The following is a 26196-nucleotide window of genomic DNA, read 5'->3' as shown; positions in this document are numbered from 1 at the left end:
GCATACTACCGACTGGAGCTTGCGATGAACCCGATGAAGCCGATTTCCCGTTTCCTGACCGACAACGAGCGCTGGGCCGCCGTGCAGGCGCGCGACAGCGCGGCCGACGGCCAGTTCTACTATTCCGTGCGCACCACCGGCGTGTTCTGCCGCCCTTCCTGCGGCGCCCGGCCGGCCCTGCGCGAGAACGTGGCCTTCCATGCCTCCATCGCGGCGGCCGAGGCGGCCGGCTTCCGCCCCTGCAAGCGTTGCAAGCCGGACCAGCCGCCGCTGGCCGAGCGCCACGCGGCCATGGTGGCCGAGGTGTGCCGCCTGATCGATGCTTCGGAAGTGGCGCCCGACCTTGACGCGCTGGCTGCTGCCGGCGGCATGAGCCGCTTCCACTTCCACCGCGTGTTCAAGGCCCAGACCGGACTGACGCCGAAAGCCTATGCCGCGGCGGCGCGCGCGCGGCGCATGCAGCAGGGGCTGGCCGACCAGGCTTCCGTGACCGATGCCATCTACGCCGCCGGCTTCAATTCCAGCGGGCGCTTCTACGCCGCCACGCCAGGCGCGCTGGGCATGACGCCGTCGGCCTGGCGCGCGGGCGGGCGCGGGGCGGTGATCCGCTTTGCCATCGCCCAGTGCTCGCTGGGGGCGATCCTGGTGGCCAGCACCGAACGGGGCATCTGCTGCATCCTGCTGGGCGACGATCCGCAGGCGCTGGCGCACGACCTGCAGGACCGCTTCCCGCAGGCCGAGTTGCGCGGCGCGGAGGCAGATTACGAGCAGGTGGTGGCGCGTGTGATTGCCTTCGTCGAGGCGCCGCGGATCGGGCTCGACCTGCCGCTTGATGTGCGTGGCACGGCCTTCCAGCAGCGCGTCTGGCAAGCCTTGCGCGAAATTCCGGCCGGCGCGACGGTCAGCTATGCCGAACTGGCCGAGCGCGTGGGCGCGCCGAACGGGGCGCGGGCGGTGGCGGGCGCTTGCGCGGCCAACGCGATTGCGGTGGCGATTCCCTGCCACCGGGTGGTGCGCAACGATGGTTCGATCTCGGGCTATCGCTGGGGCGTGGAGCGCAAGGCGGCCTTGCTGGAACGCGAGGCGGAGGCGGCCACCGAGGCTGCGGCATGATGGGCGACCTGTTTGCGCCGCCGCTGGCTGCGGCGGCCGGGGCGCGCGCGGCTTTCGATTGGCCGCGCATTGCCGGCGACCTGGATGAATTCGGCTGTGCGCTGGTGCGGGGTGTCTTGTCGCCTGGCGAGTGCGCGGGGCTGGTGGCGGGCTATTGCCGGCCGGAGCTCTATCGCAGCCGGGTCGTCATGCAGCGGCATGGGTTCGGCAAGGGGGAATACCAGTATTTCCGCTATCCCTTACCTGATCTGGTCGCCGAGTTGCGCTCGTCCATGTATCCGCCGCTGGCATCCATCGCCAATCGCTGGTATGCGACGATGGGGCTGGAACCGCGCTTTCCTGCTGAACATGCGGACTTCGTCGCGCGCTGCCATGCGGCGGGGCAGCGCCGGCCGACGCCCTTATTGCTGCAGTACGGGGCGGGCGATTACAACTGCCTGCACCAGGACCTGTATGGCGAGCATGTGTTTCCGCTGCAGGCGGCCTTCCTGCTGTCGCAGCCGGGCCGCGATTTCGAGGGCGGTGAATTCGTGCTCACCGAACAGCGCCCGCGCATGCAGTCGCGCGTGGAAGTCGTGCCTTTGCAGCAGGGCGATTGCGTGATCTTTCCGGTCTTTCATCGGCCGGTGGCGGGCGCGCGCGGTACTTACCGCGTCAATATGCGGCATGGCGTCAGCCGCCTGCATGCAGGCCACCGGCATACGCTGGGCATCATTTTCCACGATGCCGAGTGAGGACATCCGGAACGGGTTCGCGATTCGGGTGCTAAAACAAATTGTCTGAAACCGTGTCTGAAACTGTCTGAAACCGTTCTGAAATTGTCTGAACTTAGGTTTCTCTCGCTTGTCAAAGACGTACTTGAATAAGCGGGGGGACATCATGGGCCGTAAACTTGTTTCTGTTCAAATCTCGAGTGAACTGTTCCTCGAACTGGCGAACTATCTCCAGGAGTTCGGTGACGAGCGCGATCCGGCCGAAGTAGTCGAGGGCGCTCTGGCTTCCTGGCTTGCGGTCGCTCGCGGCGAAACGAGCGCTGGCGATGGCCCAGCGCCAGGTTTCCAATGGAAGCAGCTGTTTCTGCCTGAAGGCACGGAACTGAAAATGCAATACCGTGGTCACTATGCATTTGCCAAGGTTGTCGGCGATGCGGTGTTATGCGATGGCAGGTCCATGAGTCCGAACCAATTTGCAGCCGAAGTGGCGGGCACGGCCCGCAACGCCTGGCGCGACCTATGGTTGCGTTTGCCGGGCCAGCGCTACTGGAAAAATGCGGCCTTTATTCGTAGTGAGCAACTGCGGGGCCCGCGCCCGGAACCGGTCGCGGCATTCCGGCCTCACGATGCGGTTGCCGCCCCAGCCGTCATGGCGCAAAGCCTGCGCAATGCCCTCGCCTTGATAGAGAAGGCAGCCAGCCGCCGCCAAGGCAAGTTGGAACGGCGGACTGACATCCTGCCTGACGATTAGGCATTTCAGACAATTTCAGAACGGTTTCAGACAGTTTCAGACACGGTTTCAGACAATTTGTTTTGACCCCTGCATCGAAAACCCTTTCCGAATGCGCTCAAGGCAGTTCGCCAGAGGAATGCGGATCGATCGAATACGGGTAATGCTCGTCGAGGAAACCCGGCTGCGCCCGCACGCGCTCTATCCAGGCGCAAACATGGGGAAACTGACGCAAAGGCAGGCCCGCTTCTTCGGCCCGGTGGGTATAGGCAAACAGCGAAATATCCGCAATGGTATAGGTGTCGCCAGTGATGAAAGGCCGCAGCGCCAGCTCGCGCTCAAGGATTTGCAGTGCGCGCAAGCCACCCGCTCGCCGCATCTCGACCAGCGCGGCAGGCCGGCGCGCCAGCTTGCCCGTCATGGTCCAATGGCGCAGGGAAGCGATACTCAGCACGTAGTCCTGTTCAAACGACATCCACTGCTGCACCTTGGCCGCCGCAAAAGCATCGGCAGGCAGGTAACGCGTGCCGGAAGCCAGATAGGTGAGGATGGCATTCGACTCCGCCAGCACCCGTCCATCATCGAGGCGCAAAGCAGGCACCGCACCGGTCGGATTAAGCGCAAGGTAGGAAGGATCCTGCCCGGCGCCTTCGAAGATGCTGACCATCTCGGTACGATAAGGCAAGCCAAGATGCGACAGCAGCAAGCGGACTTTGTAAGCGTTTTGTGAAGGCAGGTAATCGTAAAGCGTCAGCATGGCGGAACTCCAACAGGAAAAGCCACATTGGACCAGCAGCCGGTTCCCGCCACACCCCGAATCTTGCTCTTTAATGCAAGCGAGTCTGCGGGTACACTCTGCTACGGAAAAAATCTTGCTTTCAAATTCGAAAGGACATGCCCATGCACTTCCGCCGCACCCTGCTGGCCGCCGCGCTGCTGGCCGCCACTGCCGCCAGCGCCGGCACCATGATCGAGAATGCCAACGGCTACACGCTGAACGCCAAAGGCAAGCTGCTGCGGTTCCAGGCGCTGGCCTTCGACGACAGCGGCAAGCTGGTGGCGGTCGGCAGTAAGCACGAAGTAGCGGCGAAGGCCAAGGGTTTCAAGCGCATCGACCTGCAAGGCAAGACCGTGCTGCCAGGCCTGATCGACGCCCATGGCCACGTGTTCGGCCTGGGTGAAGTCGCCACCAGTGCCGACTTGTACAGCCCCCCTTCGCTGCAGGCTGCGCAAGCTTCCGTCGCCAGGTTCGCGCAAGCGAACCCGCAGCGCAAATGGGTGATCGGCAAGGGCTGGAACCAGGAGACCTGGAAGCTGGGCCGCTTCCCGAATGTCGCCGAACTCGATGCAGTGGTCAGCGACCGTCCCGCCGCCATGGAACGTATCGACGGCCACGCCATGTGGGTCAACAGCAAAGCGCTGGAAGCGGCCGGCATTACGAAAGACACGAAAGATCCCGAAGGCGGCAAGATCGAGCGCGACGCCAACGGCAATGCCAGCGGCATCCTGGTCGACACGGCGATGGAATTCGTCTACAAGGTGCTGCCGAAACCAAGCGAGGCCGAAGCGCGCGCCATGCTCGATGGCGCGCTGGGCATCCTCTCCAGCGTCGGCCTGACCAGCGTGCACGATGCCGGCATCGACGCGGGCGCCGACCGCCTGTTCCGCGAGTACGCCGACCAGGGCAAGCTGACCACCCGCGTGTACGCCATGATCGGCGACGTGGGCCCCGACTTCGAGCAATTGTCGAAGAACGGCCCGCTGCCTTCATACGCCGACGGCCATTACGCGCTGGCAGCCGTCAAGCTGTATTCGGACGGTGCGCTGGGCAGCCGCGGCGCAGCCCTGGTCCACCCCTACAGCGACGCACCTTACACGCGCGGCCTGCTGTTCAACAGCGACGCCGCCATCCGCGCCAAGATGGAAAAGGCCATGAAGGCCGGCTACCAGGTCAATGTGCACGCCATCGGCGACGCTGGCAACAAGCAGATCCTCGACAGCTTCGCGCAACTGGGCAAGCAGTACCCGCTGGCGGCCAAACGGCACCGCATCGAGCACGCGCAGGTGGTGCAGCCGGCCGACATCCCGCGCTTCAAGCAGCTGGCCATCGTGCCGTCGATGCAGCCGACCCATGCCACCTCCGACCAGAACATGGCGGAGCAGCGCGTCGGCCCTGAGCGCATCAAGGGCGCCTATGCCTGGCGCACCTTCCTCAAGCAGGGCAGCCGCATTGCCTGCGGTTCCGATTTCCCGATCGAGTCGCCCAATCCGCTGCAAGGCATCCACGCTGCCGTCACGCGCCAGGACATGCAAGGCATGCCGAACGGCGGCTGGCACAAGGAGCAAGCCATGACGCTGACCGAAGCCTTGCGCTGCTTCACGCTGGACGCGGCCTGGGCGGCGCACCAGGAGCAGTCGGTCGGTTCGCTGGAGCGAGGCAAGTGGGCCGACTTCATCGTCACCGACCGCGACCTGTTCCAGGTGCCGGCCGAAGAAATCGGCAAGATCGGCGTGCTGCAAACCTGGGTCGGCGGCAAGCAGGTGTTCCGCAAGTAAGCGCGCCGGCCGCGCTCAGCTCGTGCGGACGTAGTCGGCGAGCCTGGCGATCCAGAACAGCAGCACAAGCAATACCAGCAGCACCTTGTTGAACGACAGGCCGGTGTACCAGCGTTGGCGCGGCTGCCAGGCATCGCGCGCGGCGGCCGGCCTGGCCTTGGCTGTTGCGGGCGCGGCTGCGGGCGGCGCATTGCGGCAGTAGTCCGTCCACCACCGGACGGCAGCGGCGTTGAATTCGTAGTCGGCCAGGAACGGGGTTTTCGCCAGGTGCCGCAATACTTCCTGCATGCCCTCCACGTGGCTGCGGTGGCGGGCAAACGTGGTGAAGCGCGCCTCGTCGACCGGACCGGACACCAGCAGCAAGGCCCGCACCATCGGGTCTTCCTGCGACCACTGGTCGAACTGGCGCCGCCATTTGCGCGCGACGTAGCGATTGAGCAGGCGCTGGATGGCCGCCTGGTCCGGCAAGTCCTCGCCCCCGCGCGAAGTCCAGGCCAGGGCGCCGGAGAAGGCCGGCACCAGCTGCCAGCGCTGTTCGAAATCTTCTTCCAGCGCGCGCACGATGGCCGTTTCCAGACCCGCGCGGAAGGCGCCGTTGCCCCAGCCCGGCTGCCGGTAGCGGCGCGCCAGTTCGGCCCCGCGCTGCTCCGCCGGCAAGTGCTCCAGCGCCTGGCACAGCATGGCCGCTGCCGCCTCCGGCGCCGGCGGCTGGGGGCCGGGGCGCAGTTGCGGGCGCGCGGTGGCATACGATTGGGGACGCGGGCCGGGCAGCCAGCGCTGGCTGTGCTGCTGCGCCAGCGCGGCCTCGCTCTCGGGCTCCAGGTCGAGCACCAGCGGCTGCGCCAGCGGCGCGTCCAGCGGCAGTTCGGGCAGGGCCGGCAGGCTGGAGAACGGCGGGCGGGCCGCTGCCGGCGGCTGGCGCCGCGGCCGCGGCGGCGGCAGGGGCGGCACCAGTGGCACTGGGGCCGCGCCGATGCTATCGAATGCCAGCAGTGCCGGAAAATCGCCGGCCGCCTGCTCCTGCTCCTGCTCCTGCTCCTGCGGCGTGGCCAGCGCCTGCTCGTACGCTTCGCGCAAGGACTGGAAGCCGGCCAGGTCTTGCTCCGGGTCGATCTGCTTGAGGCGGGCCGCGTAAGCCAGCTTGATGGCGCGCGTGTCGCTGGTCGGCGCAATGCCGAGGGTGTGCCAGATGGTCATGGTGAGCTTGCCTTATACCGGCCAGCCATTGCGGCGGGCATGGGCTTGGACTTCGACCGTCCAGAAACGCTCCGGCAGCACCGTCACGATGCCGGGATATGCGTCGTGGATCAGCAGCGGCACCAGGCCGCTTTGCAGGTAGCCGCCGGGCAGGTGCTTGCGGTCGAAGAAGATGGTGGTCAGGCGCAAGTCCGAGCTTGACAGGCGCAAGGGCAGCGGCAGGCCGAAGCTGCGCGTCCTCTCGTGCATCAGGTGGTCGGACAGGAAGGCCAGGCGGTGGTCCAGCGGGCGCGTGCCCTTGTAGTCGAAGATGGTGGTGGCGATCGGCCCCAGTTCTTCGCCGGTCGGGATGCCGCGCAGGTCGTACAGCACCTCGCCCGGGCAGTTGGCGTCGCCTTCCTGCCACATCAGGCTATTGGCCTGGGTGATTTGCCCCCATACCAGGCGCCCGCCGAGGAACAGGGCGCCGACGTTCTGGAACCACAGGTCAATGCTGTCGCCGTCGACCCAGGACGGGCGCGCCGGCACCAGGTAGCCGGGATCGGTGCTGCGCGCCAGGTCGATGCGGCGCTGCACATGCTCCATATCGTCCTGCAGGCGCGGCGCGCGCGAGGCGGCGGCCATGCGCCCCAGCTCTTTCAGCGTGGCGCGGAACTGGGCGCCGCTGCACGGCCCGAACAGGCGGTCCAGCAGCATGTGCAGCGGGAAGTAGACCTCGCTTTTGTTGAGCAGCCCGGCCAGCGCCAGGCGCGGCTGGCCGACGGCGTCGACCGCGATCGCGTGGGCCTGCTGCAACTGCCGCGCCGTGAACCAGTCGATGCGCGCGCCCGACTCCTGCGCCACCACGGTGCCGATGTAGAACGCCAGCACGTGCAGGAAATTGCGCTTGGCCGGATGCGCCAGGAATTGCGCTTCGCTGACCTCCAGCCTGGGCTGCAGTTGCTCGAGCAGGTTGTCGATGCGCAGCAGGCTGGCCGCCGACAGGTCCAGCCCGAGCTGGTACAGCGCCTTGCGGTAGGCGATGCCGTGCTCGAAGGGGTAGCGTTCGATCAGGGCGTCGACGTGGCGGTTGGCCAGCACATTGCTGTCGCCGGCCGGGTCGTCGGCGCGCAGCGCGGGACAAAAGGCGTCGACCGCGCGCCGGGTGGCCTCGAAGGCTTCCAGCGACGGCGCTGCCAGGCGGTCGTATTCGCGCGCCTGCTGCCAGGCGCTGCCGCTGGGGCTCTTGCGCAGGGCGCGCGTGAAGCGCGGCAGCAGGTCGTCGGCCAGGTGGCGCAGGCCTGCCGGGCAGCGCTGCAGCTGGATCATGCCCGGAATGCAGCGCCGCTGGGGGTTGCTGGTATAGGGCAGGGCCAGCACCAGGCCGTGCAGCAGCCCGCTGGCGGCGCCGAATTCCACGAACAGGGCGCGCTCGGCCGGGCAATCGTCGAAGCGGGCATTCATCTCGAACAGCAGCACCTGGCCGGTGGCGCCGGCGCCATGCAGCTGGGCGCGCACTTCGGCCAGCGCCCCGCGCGGCTGCGTGCTGCGCGCCTGGCCAACGTGGTCGCGCTGGTATAGCGTGAAGGGCAGGGGCTGGCCGGCCAGGATCAGCTGGTAGGCCTGCGCCGCAGCTTCACCCGCCAGGTCGATCAAAGGGAAGTCGGGGTGGTCGAGAAGCATGGCGCCAGGCGGGAATTGTAAACGTGAAAGAAAAGTAGTGTACTTACTAACTATTGACTCTGCAAGCCGCTAAAAATCAGTTGACTGGCTTGTATATACAACTTAGAGTGGCGCCATCAACCATTCAAGGAGCCGCCATGCCTACCAGCCTTGCCAACGATCCCCGCTACGACGCCACCCGCGACATCCGCGCCCCGCGCGGCCCGGAAATGACTTGCAAAACCTGGGGCGCGGAAGCGGCCTACCGCATGCTGCAGAACAACCTGGACAAGGAAGTGGCGGAAAACCCGAAGCACCTGGTGGTGTACGGCGGCATCGGCCGCGCTGCCCGCAACTGGGCGTGCTTCGACCAGATCCTCGCTTCCCTGAAAAAGCTGGAAGCCAATGAAACCCTGTTGATCCAGTCCGGCAAGCCGGTCGGCGTGTTCCAGACCCACGAAGACGCGCCGCGCGTGCTGCTGGCCAACTCCAACCTGGTGCCGAAATGGGCCAACTGGGAGCACTTCAACGAGCTGGACCGCCAGGGCCTGTTCATGTACGGCCAGATGACGGCCGGTTCCTGGATCTATATCGGCACCCAGGGCATCGTGCAGGGCACCTACGAGACCTTCGCCGAAGCGGGCCGCCAGCACTTCGGCGGCGACCTGAAAGGGCGCTGGGTGCTGACCGCCGGCCTGGGCGGCATGGGCGGCGCGCAGCCGCTGGCCGCCACCTTTGCCGGCGCCGTCTCGCTCAACATCGAATGCCAGCAGTCCTCCATCGATTTCCGCCTGCGCACCCGCTACCTGGACAAGCAGGCCGCCAGCATCGATGCAGCGATCGAGATGATCAAGCAGCACCAGGCCAATGGCGACGCCATTTCCATCGGCCTCTTGGGCAACGCCGCCGACGTGCTGCCGGAACTGGTGCGCCGCGCCAAGGCCGGCGGCCTGGTGCCGGACCTGGTGACCGACCAGACTTCGGCCCACGACCTGGTCAACGGCTACCTGCCGCAAGGCTGGAGCGTCGCGCAGTGGAAGGCGGCTCAGGCCGACGCGGCGCAGCATGCGCGCCTGGTCGACGCGGCAGCCGCTTCCTGCGCCGTGCACGTGCAGGCCATGCTGGACTTCCAGGCGCTGGGCGCCAAGGTGGTCGACTACGGCAACAACATCCGCCAGGTGGCGCTGGACAAGGGCGTCAGGAACGCCTTCGACTTCCCCGGCTTCGTGCCGGCCTACATCCGCCCGCAGTTCTGCGAAGGGCGCGGCCCGTTCCGCTGGGTGGCCCTGTCCGGCGATCCGGAAGACATCTACAAGACCGACGCCAAGATCAAGGAACTGTTCCCGCACCACGCCAACGTGCACCGCTGGCTGGACATGGCGCGCGAACGCATCGCCTTCCAGGGCCTGCCGGCGCGCATCTGCTGGCTGGGCCTGGGCGAGCGCCACATCGCCGGCCTGGCTTTCAATGAAATGGTGAAGAACGGCGAACTGAAGGCGCCGATCGTGATCGGCCGCGACCACCTCGACACCGGCTCGGTCGCCTCGCCCAACCGCGAAACCGAAGGCATGCGCGACGGCACCGATGCCGTGTCCGACTGGCCGCTCTTGAACGCCATGCTCAACACCGCCGGCGGCGCCACCTGGGTCTCGCTGCACCACGGCGGCGGCGTCGGCATGGGCTACTCGCAGCACTCCGGCGTGGTGATCGTGGCCGACGGCACGGAAGCCGCCGCCAAGCGCCTGGGCCGCGTGCTGGTCAACGACTGCGGCTCGGGCGTGATGCGCCACGCCGACGCCGGCTACGAGTCCGCCATCGCATGCGCCAAGCGTAATAAACTGAACCTGCCGATGATCAAGTAAGACCGGTAAGGCACCTTGCCACGCGACCGCCGCGTATCGGGTGTCTGACCCTGCGGGTCAGACACCGGTTTACCGGTTGAAGAGCAAACGAACACGAGACACAAAACCATGACCCACCTGACCCTGAATCCCGGCAAACTGACCCTGTCCGACCTGCGCACCGTCTGGAGCGCCCCCACCCCGATCGCCCTGGCGCAAGAAGCCTACAGCGCCATCGACGCCTCCTGCAAAGCCGTACAGGACATCGTCGCGAAAGGCGACGCCGCCTACGGCATCAACACCGGCTTCGGCCTGCTGGCGAAAACCCGCATCCCCGATGACAAGCTGGAACAGCTGCAGCGCAACCTGATCCTGTCGCACTCGGTCGGCACCGGCGAGCTGATGTCCGACGAAGTGGTGCGCCTCTTGATGCTGACCAAGATCAGCAGCCTGTCGCGCGGCTTCTCCGGCATCCGCCCGATCGTGATCGACACCCTGATCGCCCTGTACAACAAGGGCATCATGCCCGCCATCCCGGCCAAGGGCTCGGTCGGCGCCTCCGGCGACCTGGCCCCGCTGTCGCACATGACCCTGGCCATCCTCGGCGTGGGCGAAGTGCGCGTGAAGGGCGAGCTGGTGCAGGCGGCCGACGCCTTGAAAGCCGCCGGCATCGCCCCCGTGGTCTTGGCCGCGAAAGAAGGCCTGGCCCTGATCAACGGCACCCAGGCCTCCACCGCGCTGGCGCTGCACGGCCTGTTCATGGCCGAACGCCTGCTCGAAGCGGGCATGGTGACCGGCTCCATGTCGCTGGACGCCGCCAAGGGTTCCGACTCCCCGTTCGACGCCCGCATCCACGAAGTGCGCGGCCAGCCGGGCCAGATCGCCGCCGCCGGCATCTACCGCGAGCTGGTCTCCGGCAGCGCCATCCGCGCCTCGCACCTGGTGGGCGACGAGCGCGTGCAGGACCCGTACTGCCTGCGCTGCCAGCCGCAAGTGATGGGCGCCTGCTGGGACCTGATCGCCAACGCCGGCCGCACCCTCCTGATCGAAGCCAATGCCGTGACCGACAACCCGCTGATTTTCCAGAACGACGACGGCCCGGTAGTGGTCTCGGGCGGCAACTTCCACGCCGAACCGGTGGCCTTCGCCGCCGACACGCTGGCGCTGGCCATCGCGGAAATCGGCTCGATTTCCGAGCGCCGCGTCTCGCTGCTGATCGACGCCACCCTGTCCGGCCTGCCGCCGTTCCTGGTGCGCGACCCGGGCGTGAACTCCGGCTTCATGATCGCCCACGTGACCGCCGCCGCGCTGGCCTCGGAAAACAAGTCGATCGCGCATCCGGCCTCGGTCGACACCATCCCGACTTCCGCCAACCAGGAAGACCACGTGTCGATGGCCACCTACGGCGCGCGCCGCCTGCACGATATGGCGCACAATACCGCGACCATCCTCGGCATCGAGCTGCTGGCTGCGGCGCAGGGCATCGACTTCCACCGTCCGCTGAAAACCTCGGCGCAACTGGAACATGTACACGCCCAGCTGCGTTCCAAGGTACCATTCTTCGACGCCGACCGCTTCTTCGCGCCGGACATCGAGGCAGCCAAGCAGATGGTGGTGAACGGCGACCTGAGCGCAACTTGCAAGAGCCTGTTCAGCGCCCTGCATCCGTAAGGAGGTTCCATGGATTACCGCTTCCAAGCAGGCAGTATTCCCTTGCTGGTGTCGATGCCCCACGTGGGCACCGACATCCCTGACGATATCGCCGCGGCGATGACGCCAGCGGCGAGCGGCAAGGCCGACACCGACTGGCACCTGGTGCAGCTGTACGACTTCCTGGGCGCGCTGGGCGCGTCCACCCTGTCGGCGCGCTGGTCGCGCTATGTGATCGACCTGAACCGCCCGCCGGAAAACACCAACCTGTATCCCGGCCAGGACACCACCGGCCTGTGCCCGGTCGACACCTTCCACCGCGAGCCGCTCTACCTGGAAGGCCAGCAGCCCTCGCAGGCCGAGGTCGAGCGCCGCCTGGCCGCCTACTGGCAGCCCTACCACACCCAGTTGCGCGCGGAGCTGGAGCGCCTGCTGGCGATGCACGGCAAGGTGGTGCTGTGGGACGCCCACTCGATCGCTTCCGTGGTGCCGCGCTTCTTCGAAGGCAAGCTGCCGGACCTGAATTTCGGCAGCGCCGACGGCGCCAGCTGCGATGCCGCCCTGACCGAGGCCATCGCCGGCGTGGCGCGCCGCGACGAGCGCTACACCGTGGCCGTCAACGGCCGCTTCAAGGGCGGCCACATCACGCGCTTTTACGGCAAGCCGGAGCAGGGCGTGCACGCGATCCAGCTCGAGATGTGCCAGTCCACCTATATGGACGAAGCAGCGCCGTTCGGCTACCGCGCCGACCGTGCTGCCGAGATCGAGCCGCTGCTGCGCCGGCTGGTGCAAACCGCCGCGGACTGGGTGCGCGGGGTGCGCCCATGAAAGCCCTGTTCGCGCACCACGCGCTGCTGGCCGACGGCTGGCGCAAGAACGTCCTGCTGCAGTGGGACGAGCGCGGCAATTTCACCGCCGTGCAGCCCGACGCCGTGGCGGCGCCCGGCATCCCGGGCGCGCGCCTGGTCATGCCGGGCATGGTCAACCTGCACTCGCACGCCTTCCAGCGCGCGCTGGGCGGCCTGACCGAAGTCGCGGGCGATGCGCAGGACAGCTTCTGGACCTGGCGCGACCTGATGTACCGCTTCGCGCGCAACATCACGCCGGAGCAGATGGAGGCCATCGCCGCCCAGCTGTACTCCGAATGCCTGCGCCACGGCTATACCTCGATGTGCGAATTCCACTACGTGCAGCGCGCGCCGGACGGCAGCCTGTACCCGCAGGCGTCGGAAACGGCGCAGCGCGTGATTGCCGCCGCGCGCCAGGCCGGCATCGGCATCACCATGCTGCCGGTGCTGTATTCGTATGCCGGCTTCGGCGAACAGCCCCTGAAGCCGGAGCAGGCGCGCTTCCGCACCGATGCGCGCGACGTGCTGAAGATCATCGGCGAGCTGGAGCCGCTGCGCGACGCGCAGGTGGAAGTGGGCGTGGCGCCGCATTCGCTGCGCGCCGCCTCGGTGGCGCAGATCCGCGAAGTGCTGGACCACCTGCCGAAGGCGCGCCCGGTGCACATCCACATCGCCGAGCAGCAGGGCGAGGTGCAGCAGTCGCTGGACTACACGGGCAAGCGCCCGGTGCAGTACCTGGTCGACAACCTGGCGGTCGACGCGCGCTGGTGCCTGGTGCACGCCACCCACCTGAGCGACGACGAAGTGACGGCCATCGCGCAAAGCGGCGCCGTGGCGGGCCTGTGCCCGACCACGGAAGCCAACCTGGGCGACGGCCTGTTCCCGCTTGAAAGCTTCCTGGCGCAGGGTGGCCGTTTCGGCGTCGGCAGCGACAGCCACGTCTCGCAAAGCGCGGTGGAAGAACTGCGCTGGCTCGAATACGGCCAGCGCCTGGCGCAGCAGCGCCGCAATATCGCGGTGTCCGGAAGCGAGCGCCGCGTCGGCGACTTCCTGTGGCAAGCTGCCTTGCGCGGCGGGGCCCAGGCGGCGGGCCGCCCGGTGGGCGCGCTCTCGGCCGGCAAGCGTGCCGACCTGATAGTGTTGGACGACGACCACCCGAATCTTGACGGAATCGACGCCGCCGACATTCTGGGATGCTTGGTTTTCAGCGGAAATGATAATCTTGTCAGGGATGTGATGGTTGGCGGCCACTGGGTGGTGCGCAACCGGGAGCACGTGGCGCAACCGGCCATCACCACGCGCTTCAAAAAGACGCTGGCCGAACTGCGCGAGCTACGAGCATGACTCAAATCATCCAGTATGCAAGCCTGCACGCCACGCCCTGGAAAAACGGCGGCGGCAGCACCACGGAACTGTGCGTGATGCCGCCGGGCGCCGGCTTCGACGAGTTCGAATGGCGCCTGTCGCTGGCCACCATCGCGCAGAGCGGACCGTTCTCCGTGTTTCCCGGCATCGACCGCACCCTGACCCTGGTCGAGGGCGGCGGCGTGGTGCTGGACGTGGGCAACGAGCGGCGCGTGGCGCTGTCCGAGCGCGAGCCGGTGATCGCCTTCCCGGGCGAGAACGCCGTCACTGCCACCGTGGAAGGCGCGCCGACCACCGATTTCAACGTCATGACGCGGCGCTCGATCTGCAACCACCAGCTGGAACGGCGCACCATCCGCGACTTCTCCACGCTGGAGCGGCGCAGCCCGACCACCGTGGTGTTCCTGGCCGAAGGAGAGAGTCTGAACCTGGCCAGCACCAGCGAGCGCATCTCGCTGGTGCGCTATGATGCGGTGGTGCTGGACAAGGATGACGTGTGGACGCTGGAGGCGGGCCACGCCACCGTGTTCATTGTCGATATTTTCCCGAACGAAGAGTAAAAACACATGGCAGTAGAGTGGGACCTGTTGATCACCAACGTGCACCTGGCCACCATGGCGGGCGAGGGCTATGGCGAAATCCGCGATGCCGCGATTGCGGTCGATAACGGCCGCATCGCCTGGATCGGCCGCCGCCAGGATGCGGCCGCGGCGGGCAGCGCGGAGCTGGAGCACGATGCCGGCGGCTGCTGGCTGACGCCGGGCCTGATCGACTGCCACACCCACATCGTCCACGCCGGCAACCGCAGCGACGAATTCGAGGCGCGCCTGAACGGCGCCAGCTACGAGGATATCGCCCGTGCCGGCGGCGGCATCATGTCCACCGTGCGCGCCACCCGCGCCGCTTCCGATGAAGAATTGCTGCGCCAGTCCCTGCCGCGCATCGCCGCGCTGCTGGCCGAAGGCGTGACCACGCTGGAAATCAAGTCCGGCTACGGCCTGGACCTCGCCTCCGAAAGCAAGATGCTGCGCGTGGCGCGCCGTGTGGAGCAGGTCATGCCGGTGTCGGTGCGCACCACCTTCCTCGGCGCGCACGCGCTGCCGCCCGAATTCAAGGACAGGCCCGACGACTACGTCGACGCCGTGATCGGCATGCTTCCCGCCCTGGCGGACGAAGGCCTGGCCGATGCGGTGGACGCCTTCTGCGAGCGCATCGGCTTCACTGCCGCCCAGACCGAGCGCATTTTCGCCGCCGCGCGCGAGCATGGCTTGCCGGTCAAGCTGCATGCCGAACAGTTGTCCGACCAGGGCGGGGCGGCCCTGGTGGCGCGCTTTGGCGGCCTGTCGGCGGACCACCTGGAGCACCTGTCGGCTGCCGGCATCGCCGCCATGGAAGCCGCCGGCACCGTGGCCGTGCTGCTGCCGGGCGCCTACTACTTCCTGCGTGACACGACGCCGCCGCCGGTCGCCGCCTTGCGCGCTGCCGGCGTACCGATGGCAGTCGCGACCGACAACAATCCCGGCACCTCGCCGATGACGTCCCTGCTGCTGGCAATGAATATGGCGTGCACGCTGTGGCGCCTGACGCCGCTCGAAGCGCTGGCCGGCTGCACCATCCATGCCGCCCGCGCGCTGGGCCTGGATGGCGAGGTCGGCACACTGGAAGTGGGCAAGCGCGCCGACTTCGCGCTGTGGCAGATCGCCCGCCCGGCCGACTTGTGCTACGCCTTCGGTTTCAACCCCTGCGTCGCCGTGGTCAACCGAGGCGTCTGGCGCGACCCCGTGGTCGGCATTCCAGCCATTGCTGCCGCCGCAGGCGCCTGACCTTGCTGCGCCGCGCCGCCACAGTCCTGCCGGCCCTGGCGACCGCCGCCCTCGTTGCCTGCAGCGCAGCGGGCGCCGCGAACACCGGCGCCGCCGACGCCACCGGCGCCACGCTGCGCATCGGCTCCAAGCGCTTCACCGAGTCCTACATCCTTGGCGAGTTGCTGGCGCAAACCGCTGCGGCGCAGGCGCGGGTCGAGCACAGGCAAGGCCTTGGCAACACAGCGATCGTGCTGGCCGCGCTGAAGTCCGGCAGCATCGACGTCTATCCCGAGTACACCGGCACGATCAGCCTGGAAATCCTGAAACACACTCAGCCCGCCACGCTGGAGCAGATGCAGCGCGAACTGGCCGCGCAAGGCCTGGGCGTGGCCATCCCGCTTGGCTTCAACAACACATACGCCCTGGCGGTGCGCGGCGACGCGGGCAGCCCGCGCAAATTGAGCGAACTGGCAGCACGGCGCGGCCTGCGTTACGGCCTGTCGCATGAATTCATCGGCCGCGCAGACGGCTGGCCGGGTCTCGCCAGGCAGTACGGCATTGGCGCCGCGCCGCGCGGGCTTGACCACGGCATCGCCTATGAAGCGCTGGCGCAGAAGCAAGTCGACGTCATCGACATCTACTCCACCGATGCCAAGATCAGCCAATACGGCCTGCGCGTGCTGGAGGACGACCGCGGCTACTTCCCGCGCTACGACGCCGTCCTGCTGTACCGCCTCGACGCTGCCCAGCGCTTCCCTGCCGCCTGGAAGGCATTGCGCGCGCTCGAAGGCCGCATCAGCGCCACCGACATGATCGCCATGAACGCCGCCGCCGAACTGCACGGCCAGCCGTTCGCCGCCATCGCCAGCGACTGGCTCGGGCGCCACCCGGCCTCCATTAGCGCGGCCGGCGCATCGCACGCCGCCGCGGCCCCGGCCCCGGGCGCGCCAGCCAGCGTCCCGACATTCTGGCGACGCCTTTTTGCTGACGATTTCTGGCCCCTGACCCGCCAGCACATCCTCCTGGTCGCACTGTCGGTCGCAATGGCCAGCGCCATCGGCATCCCGCTTGGCATCCTCGCCGCCTACCGCCCAAGGCTGCGCGAACCAGTGATGGCCGTCGCAGGAACCCTGCAAACCATCCCTTCGCTGGCCCTGCTGGCCATGCTGATTCCGCTGCTGGGCACCATCGGCACCATGCCAGCCCTGTGTGCGCTGTTCGTCTACGCGCTGCTGCCGATCATCCGCAACACCTGCACCGGCATCAGCGGCGTACCGCAAGGCCTGAAGCAAGCCGCCGCAGCGCTAGGCCTGCGCAGCACGCAGCGCCTGAAAGAAGTCGAACTCCCGCTGGCTGCGCCAGTCATCCTGGCCGGCGTGAAAACCGCAGCCGTGATGAGCGTGGGCACCGCCACCATTGCCGCCTTCATCGGCGCGGGCGGCTACGGCGAACGCATCACCACCGGCCTGGCCCTGAACGACAACACCCTGATGCTGGCCGGCGCGCTGCCGGCAGCCCTCCTGGCCCTGCTCACGCAGGGGCTGTTCGAATGGATGGAAAGGGGATTCAAAGCATCAGCAGCCGCGCGCGCACCTGCTCGGCTTCGTGCGTGAGTACTTGCTCTGCTAATGCATCATTGGCCCGCTGCGCCGCCAGCACCTGCAATTCCCGCGTGTAGCGGTCCAGCAAAAGGCGCAGATAAACCCGATAAACAGCTTTGAACATCGTCAGTCTCCACCGAGGCGGGACTATCCATTCTGGGAGTTTCTCCGAAGAATGTATTGAGCTAGATCAAATGTAAGCCAGGTAAGAATTTGTAAGTGACGAGGCACGGTCGGGGCAGGGCGACTATATTGAAACCGTCGATTCATCTCCCCTCCCAACTGACACCTGGGTTTAGTATCCCTCGCCCGACCACACACGAGCCGCGAGGGATTTTTTTTGTCTCAGGCCTTGGCCAGCGATTGCAGCGCCGGCCCGGTAACGCGGCAAACGCGCCAGTCTGGCAGCACGTCGGCGCCCATCTGTTCGTAGAACTTGATTGCATTGACATTCCAGTCCAGTACCGACCATTCAAAGCGTCCGCACTGGCGCTCGACCGCGATCCGTGCCAGCGCCGCCAGCATCTGCTTGCCATAGCCCGCGCCGCGGCGGTTCTGCTTCACGTACAGGTCTTCCAGGTACAGCCCCTTCTTGCACAGGAAGGTCGAGAAATTGTGGAAGAACAGGGCATAAGTCACCACTTCACCCGACTCCTCGCCGACGATGCCCTCCACGCCTGGCTTGGCGCCGAACATTTCCTCATGCAGCATGGCCTCGTCAGCCACCACCAGGTGTTCCAGTTTTTCGAAAACAGCCAGTTCGCGGATCATGGCCATGATGGACGCCACGTCTTCCGGACGGGCAGGGCGGATAGTCAAATTGCTCATGAAGCTTTCTTCAAAGGTTTAAGGTCAACAGGAATGCGGCTGGCCGGCATCGACGGCGCCTTGAGCGCCCAGGCCACGCTGGCGATACACACCACCATGCCCAGGACTTCCATCCAACCCGGCCGGTAATGTTCAAGGCGAATGCTCAGCAAGACGGAAATCACCGGCGTCACTACGCCGATATACACCGCCTTCTGCGTGCCGATGCGGTCGATCAGCGTGAAGTAGCAGGCGAACGCGATCACGGAACCCAGCAGCGACAGGTACAGCAAGCCGCCCCAGTATGAAGCCGTGGCCGGCATGACAAAGGCATCGCCGCGCACCAGCGCCCACAGGGCCACCAGCAGGGTGCCCCACAACATGCCCCAGGCCATGGTCAGCAGCACATTCGATTCATGCTGGCGCACCTTGACCACCAGCGTATTGCCGACCGAGCTCGCAATGGTCGCGCCCAGCGCCAGGGCCAGGCCCAGGATGAAATGCCCCTGGCCGCCCGCCATCACGTCGCGCAGCGACTCGGAAATCGCATGATAGAACAGCAGCACCACGCCCCCGACTGCCGCGCTGCCGGCAGCCCAGGTGCGCCAGGTCAGCGGCGTGCCAAAGGCAATGCGGTTCAGGATCGGATTCCAGAACACCATCAGCGCAAACAGCACCGCCACCAGCGCCGAAACGACGTACTGTTCCGCGTTATAGGTGCCGATATAGCTCAAGCCAAAGCTGCAGCAACCCTGCAGGATAGTCCAGCGCTGCGCCTTCCACGACAGCTTCAGCTTGTCGCCGCGCAGCAGGCACCAGGCGAACAGAACGCTCGAGGCCAGTGCAAAGCGGTAGACGATGGAAACGGCGGGAGCGATGTCGCCCAGTTGCAGGGTAATCGCGAAGAAGGTGGAACCCCAGATAAGGCAGGCGAGAATGAAGAGTATCGATGAAGGCATCCCGCCAGTATAAGTGTTTCTTCGAAGCGGCGCAGTGCGCCGGCCGGCGACGCGCAAGTCCCGGCCATGGCAGCGCCGCCCTGGTTTAGTAGGCGAGATTCAGGCGGCGATACAGCACGCCCAGGACGAACAGGGGCCCGATCAGCAGGAAGCGCAAGTCGTCGAAGAACGACGGTTTCTTGCCCTCGATCTTGTGGCCGATGAACTGGCCGATCCATGCCAGGACGAAGATCAAGCCGCTCAGTGGCAGGACCGCAGCCGGCGGCAGCGCGCTCAGCACCGCCAGCATGAAGCCCGCCATCAGCAGCATGCCGAGCGCGAAATTGCGCGACAACTTGAAGTAATACACCATCGATGCCGCCGCCAGCGCCACCGCCAGCAAGGGGTGAATGGACCAGATCAGTCCCAGCAGGCTGAAGACGATCAGCGGCACGCACACGCAGTGGATCGCTTCATTCGTGGGGTTCAGGTGACTCTCGCTGTACTTCAACAGCAGGGTGACGATGGCGCGCTGCTCGCTCATGGTTGCGGTCTCCAGTGTGGTTGTTTGTTTAGCACTACCGTTCGATTCTACACCTGAGGAATCGGCATTTGGTGTCGGATTTTTTTACACCTCTTGTTTCGCTTTCAACCTAACTTATTGATTGGAAACAAAACATGCACTCTGGCATCAATATTGCTTAATGAGCAGTTCTGTTTATTATTTACCACTATGGAGTAAGACTGATGTCGAAGAAACTGATCGCTGCAGCCCTGATCGCCGCCGCATCCAGCACCAGCGCTTTCGCCGGTGTAATCGCTAGCAACACCACTGCAATTACGACGACTGGCCAAAGCTATACCAGTGCATTCAACCTGAGCGGCCCTGCACAAAGCGACGTCATCCTGTCGATCACCGCCAAGGGCGACTACGGCACCAACTATGCCGGTTTCGACGAATACCTGAACTTCTTCCTCGATAATGTGCAACTGACCCACTGGAGCAGCACCAACGGCGGCCCTTCCAATGTCGTGACCAACGTGGCTGACTACGACTACACCATCACCGGCACCATCGCCCTGACCGCAGCACAGTGGGCGCAGTTTGCAGCCGACAATGTGCTGAATGTGCGCTGGCAAAACACTTCGATGGTGGACTCGTACGCGGTCGGCGGCGCCGACTTCGTGTCCTTCACCGTGGAAGGCCGTAACGCCGCTGCCGACGTCCCTGAGCCGGCTTCGCTGGCACTGTTCGGCCTGGGCCTGGGTGCTTTCGGCCTGGTACGCCGCCGCAAGGCCTGAAGCCTGGAAGCGGGCCCGGCCCGCTTGATAGAATGGCTGGCATGACGAACCTCGACACATGCCAGGATGCGCGCAAGCGCTGCTTTGACCCGGTGGTTGACCATCGCACCCGCTTGCTGGTGCTGGGCAGCCTGCCGGGCGATAAATCGCTGGCGGTGCAGGAGTATTACGGCAATCCTCAGAACAAGTTCTGGGAGCTGGTGGGGCAGGTGATCAACGTCGACCTGCGCGCTATGACCTACCACGCACGACTCGCAACGCTGCGCGAACACGGTATCGGCTTGTGGGACGTCGTCGCCGAAGCACATCGCCGAGGAAGCCTGGATAGCGCAATTCGCAACCGCAACGAGAATGACCTTCTCGGATTGCTCGGACGCTTCCCGACGATCAAAACGATCGCGTTCAACGGCGGCACGGCAGCGAAATTAGGCATCAAAGCGCTTGGTTCCCGAGCTGTTGCGTATCAAATCTTGACTTTGCCCTCGAGTAGCCCGGCCTACACTTTGCCTTACGCAGGTAAAGCTAAACTGTGGCTAGCATTACAGCCGATAATGAGACGGTTCGATGATTATTAGACGCAGGCCGCAATCGGCCAATGGGACAATTGGGAAAGGAACGAATGGAACGAAAGTTGGGCTTACGTGAATGTGATCGATGCGGCGCAACGATTACTTCATTCTGTCCATCGCTTCCCACGCTCTCTGGCAGCGATCGGCGGCTTCGGGGTGAAAGCCGTCGCCGTCGATTCGAAGGTTCCAAGTAGATGACTATGTTTTGCCCGCGGCGATCGGCTGGACTGCTAAGCGTAATCCCATCGAGCTTAGAATTGCCCGCAAAGTCCTCAACGACGGGTTGCCTTGTTCTGACAATGTGCGGTACATCGTATTCGGGTTGGCATCCACCCGGCGCGCTATTTCCTGCACACCACCGAAGGCAGTGCTCAAATATCTTAGCGCCATCATCAGGTCCACTTCGTCGCCGGTCGCTAGTACGTCATTAAGATAGTCTGCGGCGAGAGATGGATCCTTTCTAAACATCTCGACAGTGGCGTCATCATGAGAACGGTGGCTTTTCGTCATTTCTGGTCTTCCAATCTCGTAGCATGTCGATTGCGGAGGCGATATCTCGGCCTTGAGTTTGTTTGCTACCGCCGCAGGTCAAAAGAACGACCGCCCTGCCAACAAATGCAAAGTACACCCTGTATCCTGGGCCGACATTAATTCGAAGCTCTTGAACTCCGTCGCGGAGAGACCGGTGGTCACCTGCTAAGCCAGCGGCCAATCGCGCCACTCGCCGGATGATTGCTAACTTTGCCTTCCGATCACCCAGAGCTTCCAGCCACTCCTGGAAGTGGTCCCGACCATGAGAATCAAGGTAGTGAAGGATAGCGTACATTTTAGCTTATAAGCGAATCGTCGCAAGACGAATTAGGCGAACAAGCATTGCACAGGATTCAGAGAAGGGAATTGATGCACATCGTAGATTGAAACGATTTCGCGAGTGTCAAATTGACCAAAACATCAACAAGTTCTGGGAGCTGGTGGGGCAGGTGATCGAAGCCGACCTGCGCGCCTTGGCGTATGGGGCTCGACTGGCGGCCTTACTGGGACATAGCATCGGCCTGTGGGACGTCGTGGCGGAGGCGCATCGCCCGGGAAGCTTGGATAGCCAGATCCGTCAACGGAATGATAATGACCTGCCTGGTTTGCTCGAACGCTTCCCAAATATCGAGGCAATTGCGTTCAACGGTGGCACGGCGGGGAAATGAGGTGTCAAGGCGCTCGGCTAAAGCAATGGCTGGCTTTACAGCCCATGCTGCGCCGGATTAAAAGTTGAAGTTTGCAATCGGCCAGGAGCGGACAGTTGCGCAGGTCTGCTGTCTGACGAGTTGATTGAAGAATTGAGTCAATTTCACAGCCGACGCGGTGCTTTCGTTCATCACCTTCTTTGACTGGGATTTGCTGGACGTCGTCGACTGGCGATACGTCCGGTTTGGGGTGACAGCATGGCTAAGCCATCCCGAGCTTGAGACAATCAACATACGGTTTACACGCGGAGAACGCGTTCTGTAGCCAAATGCGCAGCGAATGTCTGATCTGCGAAGGCGCATTCCGCGCTCTACACTTCCGCGCCCGGGCGCCAGCGGCCGAGTTGGCTAGCGCGGCCCTCGCGTCGAGTACAATCGGAAGTGACCGGCCAGGAGCCGCCTTCGCTAGTTCATTAGATTGTAGATAGGAGTTGCATGTTGGCAGTTGAAGATTTTGTTCGCACCTATTCTCCGGATGCTGAACCTCAAATTGCATTTGCCTGGAACGGTAAGCATGCTGATGAATTCGTCGATGGCAATCTGCAGTTTCGCAGGGCCGTATGTTCCTATTTTGAAGATGACAAGGATGCCTTTCCGTTGGCTTTGATTGCGGCGCTGTCCAAAGCGGAAACTCTCTTTGCAAAAGAAGCCTGGGGTGTGAACAGGGTTGTATCGCGACTTGCGCAAGAGCTCCTTGAAAGAGGTGGCGTTGAGTATCTTGATCTTTACATGGCCGGTGTCAGGTGCGGAATGGATGCATTCATTGAGACTGGAAACATCACCTTGTCAAAACTGAGATGCCAGCAACTTCTCGGCCAATGCCAAGCCAATGAAGCCAACGGCGGTGAAAAGCAGTGGGGAATGCTCGCTGATCGCTTCGCGTTTCTCCTCACAAAATGAACTGGTGTGGCGCTTGCGGCCACTTTGTGAGCGCTTACTTTCTCACTGCAACGCCATCTTGCGCATTGACGGCGCCTCCGCCGCGGCGGAGGCCATGGTGGCCGCGGCGCGCAAACTCGGCAAGCTGGTGTACCACGACCTGACGGAGATTCCGGAGGCACGATGAAAATTGGAATGCTGACTTGGGGCAGCCACGGTGATATCCGTCCCTTTCTTGCGCTTGCCGATGGCTTGCAGTCCGCCGGCCATGAAGTCCACCTGGTGATTACCAGCCTCGAAGCCGAAACGTACGACAAGGTGCGTTCCGCTGCCGGGGCGAAAATCACCGTCTTGACACCGCTCACCTTCAACGCCGAGCAGGCCGAAGCCGTCGGCCAGGCTGCCTATCGCATCCGTGATCCGCTGAAGCAGATGGCCGAGATCTTGCGCCTGGCGTTTGCGCCGGCGGAGGACGCCATGTTCGAGGCGGCCCGGCGCCTGTGCGCGGAGTCGGACCTGCTGGTTGGGCATTACTTCATGCACCCGTTGCAGGTTGCGGCGGAACATGCGGGGCTGCCCTACGTTAGCGTCCTGTTGTCGCATGGCGGCGTGCCAAGCGATCATGTCAATCCTCTTGGCTTGTCGATGGTCGGCAGGCACGGAAATCGCCTGTTATGGTGGCTGACCCGCACTCTCCTGAATCGCACTGTGCGCCACTACCCGGACCGGCTGCGCAAGCAATTGGGCATGGCGCCGATGCGCGACATCGTGTCGGACGTCTGGGTATCGCGCTACCTGGCGCTGGTGGCAGTCAGCCCGCAAATCTGTCCGCGTCAACCCGACTGGCCCGACTCGATCCAGGTCTGCGGTTTCCTTGACCGGCCGAACTGTGAACTGGAAGGAGTTTTGCCGCCCTCCTTGTCTGGCTTCCTTGCGGCTGGGGAAGCGCCGGTGTACATGACCTTTGGCAGCTGGATGCCCAAGGATCTCAAGGGGCAAACGGCGGCCCTGCGTTTGCTGACCGATGCTGCGCGCGAGGCAAACTGCCGTGCGATCATCCAGTGCAGCGACTGGAATGCATGCGGCTTCAGCTCTGACGACCGTATCTTGTACGTCGCGGCGGCGCCGCACCACCGGATTTTCCCCCATTGCATGGCGATTGTTCACCACGGAGGCGCCGGGACGACGCAGTCGGCTACGCTGGCGGGCAAGCCTTCGATCGTGGTCGCCAATCTCAGTGAGCAGGAGCATTGGGGCCGTGAGCTGAAACGCATCGGCGTCGCAGGCAAGACCGTCAAACGCCGCAATGCGACAGCAGCCGGCATCGCCGCGCAGATTCGCCATGTGCGCGAAAATCCTGAGATGGGCGAGCGGGCACGCCGGATTGGCGAAGGAATGCGGCAGGAGAATGGCGTCGCGGAAGCGGTGCGGCAAATCGAACTTCGCAGCCGACGCCTTGATTCGACTGCGCTGGCCGGAAAAAAGGCCAGCGAAAGCTGGCCCGGGGAGGAATATCAGCGGTAGAAGGCGTCTACCTTGCCTTTCAGCTTGATCAGCATCGGCTGGCCGCGGCGGTCCTTGGCCGTGGCGTGCTGGACTTTGATCCAGCCTTCGCTGATGCAGTATTCCTCAACGTCAAAGCGCTCTTTGTCGTTGAATTTGATGCCAATGTCGTGCTCGAACACGGCAGCTACGTGGTGCGGGCTGCGCGGGTCGATCGACAGGTGGTCCGGGAGTTCTGGGCGGGTAGTATCGTTCATGGGGCAGGATTATACCGGAAGCCGGACCGCGATTCGCGTTACACCGGCCAGGCGCGGTCGATGATGGCGGGCAGGGCGCGGGCGTCCGGCAGGGTGCCGTAGATGCGGCCGTGCGCGCTGTCGAAGCGGCTGGCGATGAAGGCGTCGGCGATTGCGGCCGGGGCGCGTTCGCGCAGCAGCCGGGCCTGGATCAGCAGGACCAGCGCTTGCGCGTTGCGGCGGGCCGGCGCCTCCTGCGCTGGCCCGCCGTCGAACAGGCCGGCCAGCGCTGCGAGATGGGGGCGCAGCACGGCGTCGGCGTGGCAGCCATCCTGCAGGTCGGCCAGCAGTGCGGCCATGGCTTCCGGCTCGCGGCCGATGGCGCGCAGCAGGTCGAGCGCCATCACGTTGCCGGAACCTTCCCAGATCGACAGTACCGGTGTTTCGCGGTACAGGCGTCCCATCGGCCCTTCGTCCATATAGCCGTTGCCGCCGAAGACTTCCATCGCTTCCGCCGACAGTTCGATCGAGCGCTTGGTGGTCCACAGCTTGCCTGCCGGGGTGACGATGCGCTGGTAAGCGCGCTCCAGCGGGCTGTCGTCGCGGTCGAAGGCTTCGGCCATGCGCATCATCAGCTGCGTGGCAGCCTCGCTTTCCAGCGCCATGTCTGCCAGCACGTTCTGCATCAGTGGCTGTTCGACCAGCCGTTTGCCGAAGGCGTACCGCTGGCGCGAATGGTGGATGGCCTGCACCACGCATTGGCGCATCAGGCTCGCTGCGCCCATCACGCAGTTCAGCCGCGTGATATTGGCCATCTCGATGATGGTCGGGATGCCGCGTCCTTCCTTGCCCACCATGCGGCCCCAGGCGCCATGGAATTCCACTTCGCTGCTGGCATTCGAGCGGTTGCCGACCTTTTCCTTCAGGCGCTGCACCTGCACCGCATTCTTGCTGCCATCCGGCCGGTAGCGCGGCACGAAGAAGCAGGACAGTCCGCCTTCGGTGCGGGCCAGCACCAGGTGCGCATCGCACATTGGCGCGGAGAAAAACCATTTGTGTCCGGTCAGCTCGTAGCCGCCGGCAACGGCTTCGGCGCGCGTGGTGTTGGTGCGCAGGTCCGAGCCGCCCTGTTTCTCCGTCATGCCCATGCCGACCAGGATCGAATCCTTTTCCTCGAGCGGGATGTCGCGCGGGTCGTAAGTGCGCGAGAACAGTTTCGGCGCCAGCGCTTCGAACAGTTCCGGCTCCTGGCGCAATACGGGCACGCAGGCCAGCGTCATCGAGTGCGGGCATTGGCTGCCGGACTCGATCTGGTGGTGCATCGAGAAAGCGGCCGCGTAAGCCGCCCAGGCGCCGGGCCGCGGGTCCGAGAAGGGCTGGGTGATCATGCCTTGCTCGCGCGCCATGCGCATCATGCCGTGCCAGGCCGGATGGAACTCGATACGGTCGATGCGGCGGCCCTGCCGGTCGAAGGTTTGCAGTTCGGGTTTGAAATGGTTGGCGTCTTCGGCCATCCGGATCGTGGCCGCGCTGCCCAGCAGCGCGCCATAGGCTTCCAGTTCGGCTTCATGGGCGCCGGCGCCGGCGCGGCAGATGCCTTCCTGCAGCGCGAGGTCGCTGGTGTACAGGTTATAGCCTTGCAATTCGTGGGGCAGGTTGTCCAT

At 64.8% G+C, this 26196-nt stretch carries 26 protein-coding genes and 1 pseudogene; 16 read left to right on the top strand and 11 right to left on the bottom strand.

Annotated elements, in window-relative coordinates; all coding sequences use genetic code 11:
* Positions 1–24: 24 nt before the first annotated feature.
* The 3 genes from ada to ACN9M3_RS28525 all read left to right on the top strand — a co-directional run bounded on the left by ada (position 25) and on the right by ACN9M3_RS28525 (position 2577).
* Positions 25–1113, top strand: coding sequence for a bifunctional DNA-binding transcriptional regulator/O6-methylguanine-DNA methyltransferase Ada (ada, locus tag ACN9M3_RS28535; RefSeq protein WP_426319367.1), 1089 nt, complete (start codon positions 25–27; stop codon positions 1111–1113).
* Positions 1110–1847: a 2OG-Fe(II) oxygenase gene (locus ACN9M3_RS28530; RefSeq protein ID WP_426319366.1), complete on the top strand. Its 738-nt coding sequence runs from the start codon at positions 1110–1112 to the stop codon at positions 1845–1847. Before ada ends, ACN9M3_RS28530 begins: the two co-directional genes overlap by 4 nt.
* A gap of 145 nt (positions 1848–1992) precedes the next feature.
* On the top strand, positions 1993–2577 hold the full coding sequence (locus ACN9M3_RS28525; RefSeq protein ID WP_426319365.1) for a hypothetical protein: 585 nt from the start codon (positions 1993–1995) through the stop codon (positions 2575–2577).
* A gap of 97 nt (positions 2578–2674) precedes the next feature.
* Here the strand turns inward: ACN9M3_RS28525 and ACN9M3_RS28520 are convergent, their stop codons facing one another.
* The gene (locus tag ACN9M3_RS28520; RefSeq protein ID WP_426319364.1) at positions 2675–3313 is read right to left on the bottom strand and encodes a glutathione S-transferase family protein; all 639 of its coding nucleotides are present in this window, start codon (positions 3311–3313) and stop codon (positions 2675–2677) included.
* Positions 3314–3450: 137 nt separating this feature from the next.
* Between ACN9M3_RS28520 and ACN9M3_RS28515 the strand changes: the two genes are divergently transcribed.
* Positions 3451–5112: an amidohydrolase gene (locus ACN9M3_RS28515; RefSeq protein WP_426319363.1), complete on the top strand. Its 1662-nt coding sequence runs from the start codon at positions 3451–3453 to the stop codon at positions 5110–5112.
* A 15-nt stretch (positions 5113–5127) separates the two neighbouring features.
* On the opposite strand, the gene ACN9M3_RS28510 is transcribed toward ACN9M3_RS28515, so the two are convergent.
* Complete coding sequence (locus tag ACN9M3_RS28510) at positions 5128–6309, bottom strand: hypothetical protein (RefSeq protein ID WP_426319362.1); 1182 nt, start codon at positions 6307–6309, stop codon at positions 5128–5130.
* 12 nt (positions 6310–6321) lie between these two features.
* Positions 6322–7971 carry a hypothetical protein gene (locus ACN9M3_RS28505; protein ID WP_426319361.1) on the bottom strand — a complete coding sequence of 550 codons (1650 nt, stop codon included), beginning with the start codon at positions 7969–7971 and terminating at the stop codon, positions 6322–6324.
* A gap of 137 nt (positions 7972–8108) precedes the next feature.
* Here ACN9M3_RS28505 and hutU point away from each other — a divergent pair, with 137 nt between their 5' ends.
* The 7 genes from hutU (at position 8109) to ACN9M3_RS28470 (ending at position 17072) form a co-directional block, all read left to right on the top strand.
* Positions 8109–9812, top strand: coding sequence for a urocanate hydratase (gene hutU / locus ACN9M3_RS28500; RefSeq protein WP_426319360.1), 1704 nt, complete (start codon positions 8109–8111; stop codon positions 9810–9812).
* Positions 9813–9920: 108 nt separating this feature from the next.
* Positions 9921–11462, top strand: coding sequence for a histidine ammonia-lyase (hutH, locus tag ACN9M3_RS28495; protein ID WP_426319359.1), 1542 nt, complete (start codon positions 9921–9923; stop codon positions 11460–11462).
* A 9-nt stretch (positions 11463–11471) separates the two neighbouring features.
* On the top strand, positions 11472–12269 hold the full coding sequence (gene hutG, locus ACN9M3_RS28490) for an N-formylglutamate deformylase (protein ID WP_426165204.1): 798 nt from the start codon (positions 11472–11474) through the stop codon (positions 12267–12269).
* Positions 12266–13633, top strand: a complete 1368-nt coding sequence (locus tag ACN9M3_RS28485; RefSeq protein ID WP_426165202.1) for a formimidoylglutamate deiminase — start codon at positions 12266–12268, stop codon at positions 13631–13633. Before hutG ends, ACN9M3_RS28485 begins: the two co-directional genes overlap by 4 nt.
* A complete protein-coding gene (locus ACN9M3_RS28480) occupies positions 13630–14214 on the top strand; it encodes a HutD/Ves family protein (protein ID WP_426319358.1) in 585 nt (194 codons plus the stop codon). The genes ACN9M3_RS28485 and ACN9M3_RS28480 overlap by 4 nt, the downstream gene beginning before the upstream one ends.
* Positions 14215–14220: 6 nt before the next feature.
* Positions 14221–15477, top strand: a complete 1257-nt coding sequence (gene hutI, locus ACN9M3_RS28475; protein ID WP_426319357.1) for an imidazolonepropionase — start codon at positions 14221–14223, stop codon at positions 15475–15477.
* A gap of 2 nt (positions 15478–15479) precedes the next feature.
* Positions 15480–17072, top strand: coding sequence for a glycine betaine ABC transporter substrate-binding protein (locus tag ACN9M3_RS28470; protein ID WP_426319356.1), 1593 nt, complete (start codon positions 15480–15482; stop codon positions 17070–17072).
* Here ACN9M3_RS28470 and ACN9M3_RS28465 read toward each other — a convergent pair.
* The 4 genes from ACN9M3_RS28465 to ACN9M3_RS28450 all read right to left on the bottom strand — a co-directional run bounded on the left by ACN9M3_RS28465 (position 17026) and on the right by ACN9M3_RS28450 (position 19349).
* Complete coding sequence (locus tag ACN9M3_RS28465; protein WP_426165194.1) at positions 17026–17184, bottom strand: hypothetical protein; 159 nt, start codon at positions 17182–17184, stop codon at positions 17026–17028. The two genes, ACN9M3_RS28470 and ACN9M3_RS28465, sit on opposite strands and share 47 nt — an antisense overlap.
* Positions 17185–17405: 221 nt before the next feature.
* Complete coding sequence (locus ACN9M3_RS28460; RefSeq protein WP_426165192.1) at positions 17406–17888, bottom strand: GNAT family N-acetyltransferase; 483 nt, start codon at positions 17886–17888, stop codon at positions 17406–17408.
* Positions 17885–18826, bottom strand: a complete 942-nt coding sequence (locus ACN9M3_RS28455) for a DMT family transporter (protein WP_426165190.1) — start codon at positions 18824–18826, stop codon at positions 17885–17887. Before ACN9M3_RS28455 ends, ACN9M3_RS28460 begins: the two co-directional genes overlap by 4 nt.
* A gap of 85 nt (positions 18827–18911) precedes the next feature.
* Positions 18912–19349 carry a DUF962 domain-containing protein gene (locus tag ACN9M3_RS28450; protein ID WP_426165188.1) on the bottom strand — a complete coding sequence of 146 codons (438 nt, stop codon included), beginning with the start codon at positions 19347–19349 and terminating at the stop codon, positions 18912–18914.
* A gap of 203 nt (positions 19350–19552) precedes the next feature.
* On the opposite strand from ACN9M3_RS28450, the gene ACN9M3_RS28445 reads away from it, so the two are divergent.
* Both ACN9M3_RS28445 and ACN9M3_RS28440 read left to right on the top strand, forming a co-directional pair.
* Positions 19553–20107 carry a PEP-CTERM sorting domain-containing protein gene (locus ACN9M3_RS28445; RefSeq protein WP_426165186.1) on the top strand — a complete coding sequence of 185 codons (555 nt, stop codon included), beginning with the start codon at positions 19553–19555 and terminating at the stop codon, positions 20105–20107.
* A 41-nt stretch (positions 20108–20148) separates the two neighbouring features.
* The gene (locus tag ACN9M3_RS28440; RefSeq protein ID WP_426319355.1) at positions 20149–20682 is read left to right on the top strand and encodes a DNA-deoxyinosine glycosylase; all 534 of its coding nucleotides are present in this window, start codon (positions 20149–20151) and stop codon (positions 20680–20682) included.
* A gap of 192 nt (positions 20683–20874) precedes the next feature.
* Here ACN9M3_RS28440 and ACN9M3_RS28435 read toward each other — a convergent pair whose 3' ends face one another.
* Both ACN9M3_RS28435 and ACN9M3_RS28430 read right to left on the bottom strand, forming a co-directional pair.
* Complete coding sequence (locus ACN9M3_RS28435; protein ID WP_426319354.1) at positions 20875–21186, bottom strand: DNA-binding protein; 312 nt, start codon at positions 21184–21186, stop codon at positions 20875–20877.
* The gene (locus ACN9M3_RS28430; protein ID WP_426319353.1) at positions 21161–21502 is read right to left on the bottom strand and encodes a type II toxin-antitoxin system RelE/ParE family toxin; all 342 of its coding nucleotides are present in this window, start codon (positions 21500–21502) and stop codon (positions 21161–21163) included. Before ACN9M3_RS28430 ends, ACN9M3_RS28435 begins: the two co-directional genes overlap by 26 nt.
* A gap of 127 nt (positions 21503–21629) precedes the next feature.
* Here ACN9M3_RS28430 and ACN9M3_RS28425 point away from each other — a divergent pair.
* The 3 genes and pseudogenes from ACN9M3_RS28425 to ACN9M3_RS28415 form a co-directional block, all read left to right on the top strand.
* A pseudogene (locus tag ACN9M3_RS28425) lies at positions 21630–21872 on the top strand (DNA-deoxyinosine glycosylase); the annotation flags it as partial.
* A gap of 477 nt (positions 21873–22349) precedes the next feature.
* On the top strand, positions 22350–22814 hold the full coding sequence (locus ACN9M3_RS28420) for a hypothetical protein (protein ID WP_426319352.1): 465 nt from the start codon (positions 22350–22352) through the stop codon (positions 22812–22814).
* A 162-nt stretch (positions 22815–22976) separates the two neighbouring features.
* Positions 22977–24317, top strand: a complete 1341-nt coding sequence (locus ACN9M3_RS28415) for a glycosyltransferase (protein ID WP_426319351.1) — start codon at positions 22977–22979, stop codon at positions 24315–24317.
* Here the strand turns inward: ACN9M3_RS28415 and ACN9M3_RS28410 are convergent.
* The gene (locus tag ACN9M3_RS28410) at positions 24308–24553 is read right to left on the bottom strand and encodes a DUF3297 family protein (protein ID WP_130310317.1); all 246 of its coding nucleotides are present in this window, start codon (positions 24551–24553) and stop codon (positions 24308–24310) included. The two genes, ACN9M3_RS28415 and ACN9M3_RS28410, sit on opposite strands and share 10 nt — an antisense overlap.
* Positions 24554–24591: 38 nt before the next feature.
* Positions 24592–26196 (bottom strand): acyl-CoA dehydrogenase family protein, encoded by a 1605-nt coding sequence (locus ACN9M3_RS28405; RefSeq protein WP_426319350.1) that lies wholly within the window; start codon positions 26194–26196, stop codon positions 24592–24594.

It is taken from the genome of Pseudoduganella sp. R-43, from assembly GCF_049913255.1.
Taxonomy (GTDB): Bacteria; Pseudomonadota; Gammaproteobacteria; order Burkholderiales; family Burkholderiaceae_D; genus Rugamonas.
Note: the sequence above shows the minus strand (reverse complement) of the source record. Positions and strands in the feature narration are given on the sequence as shown.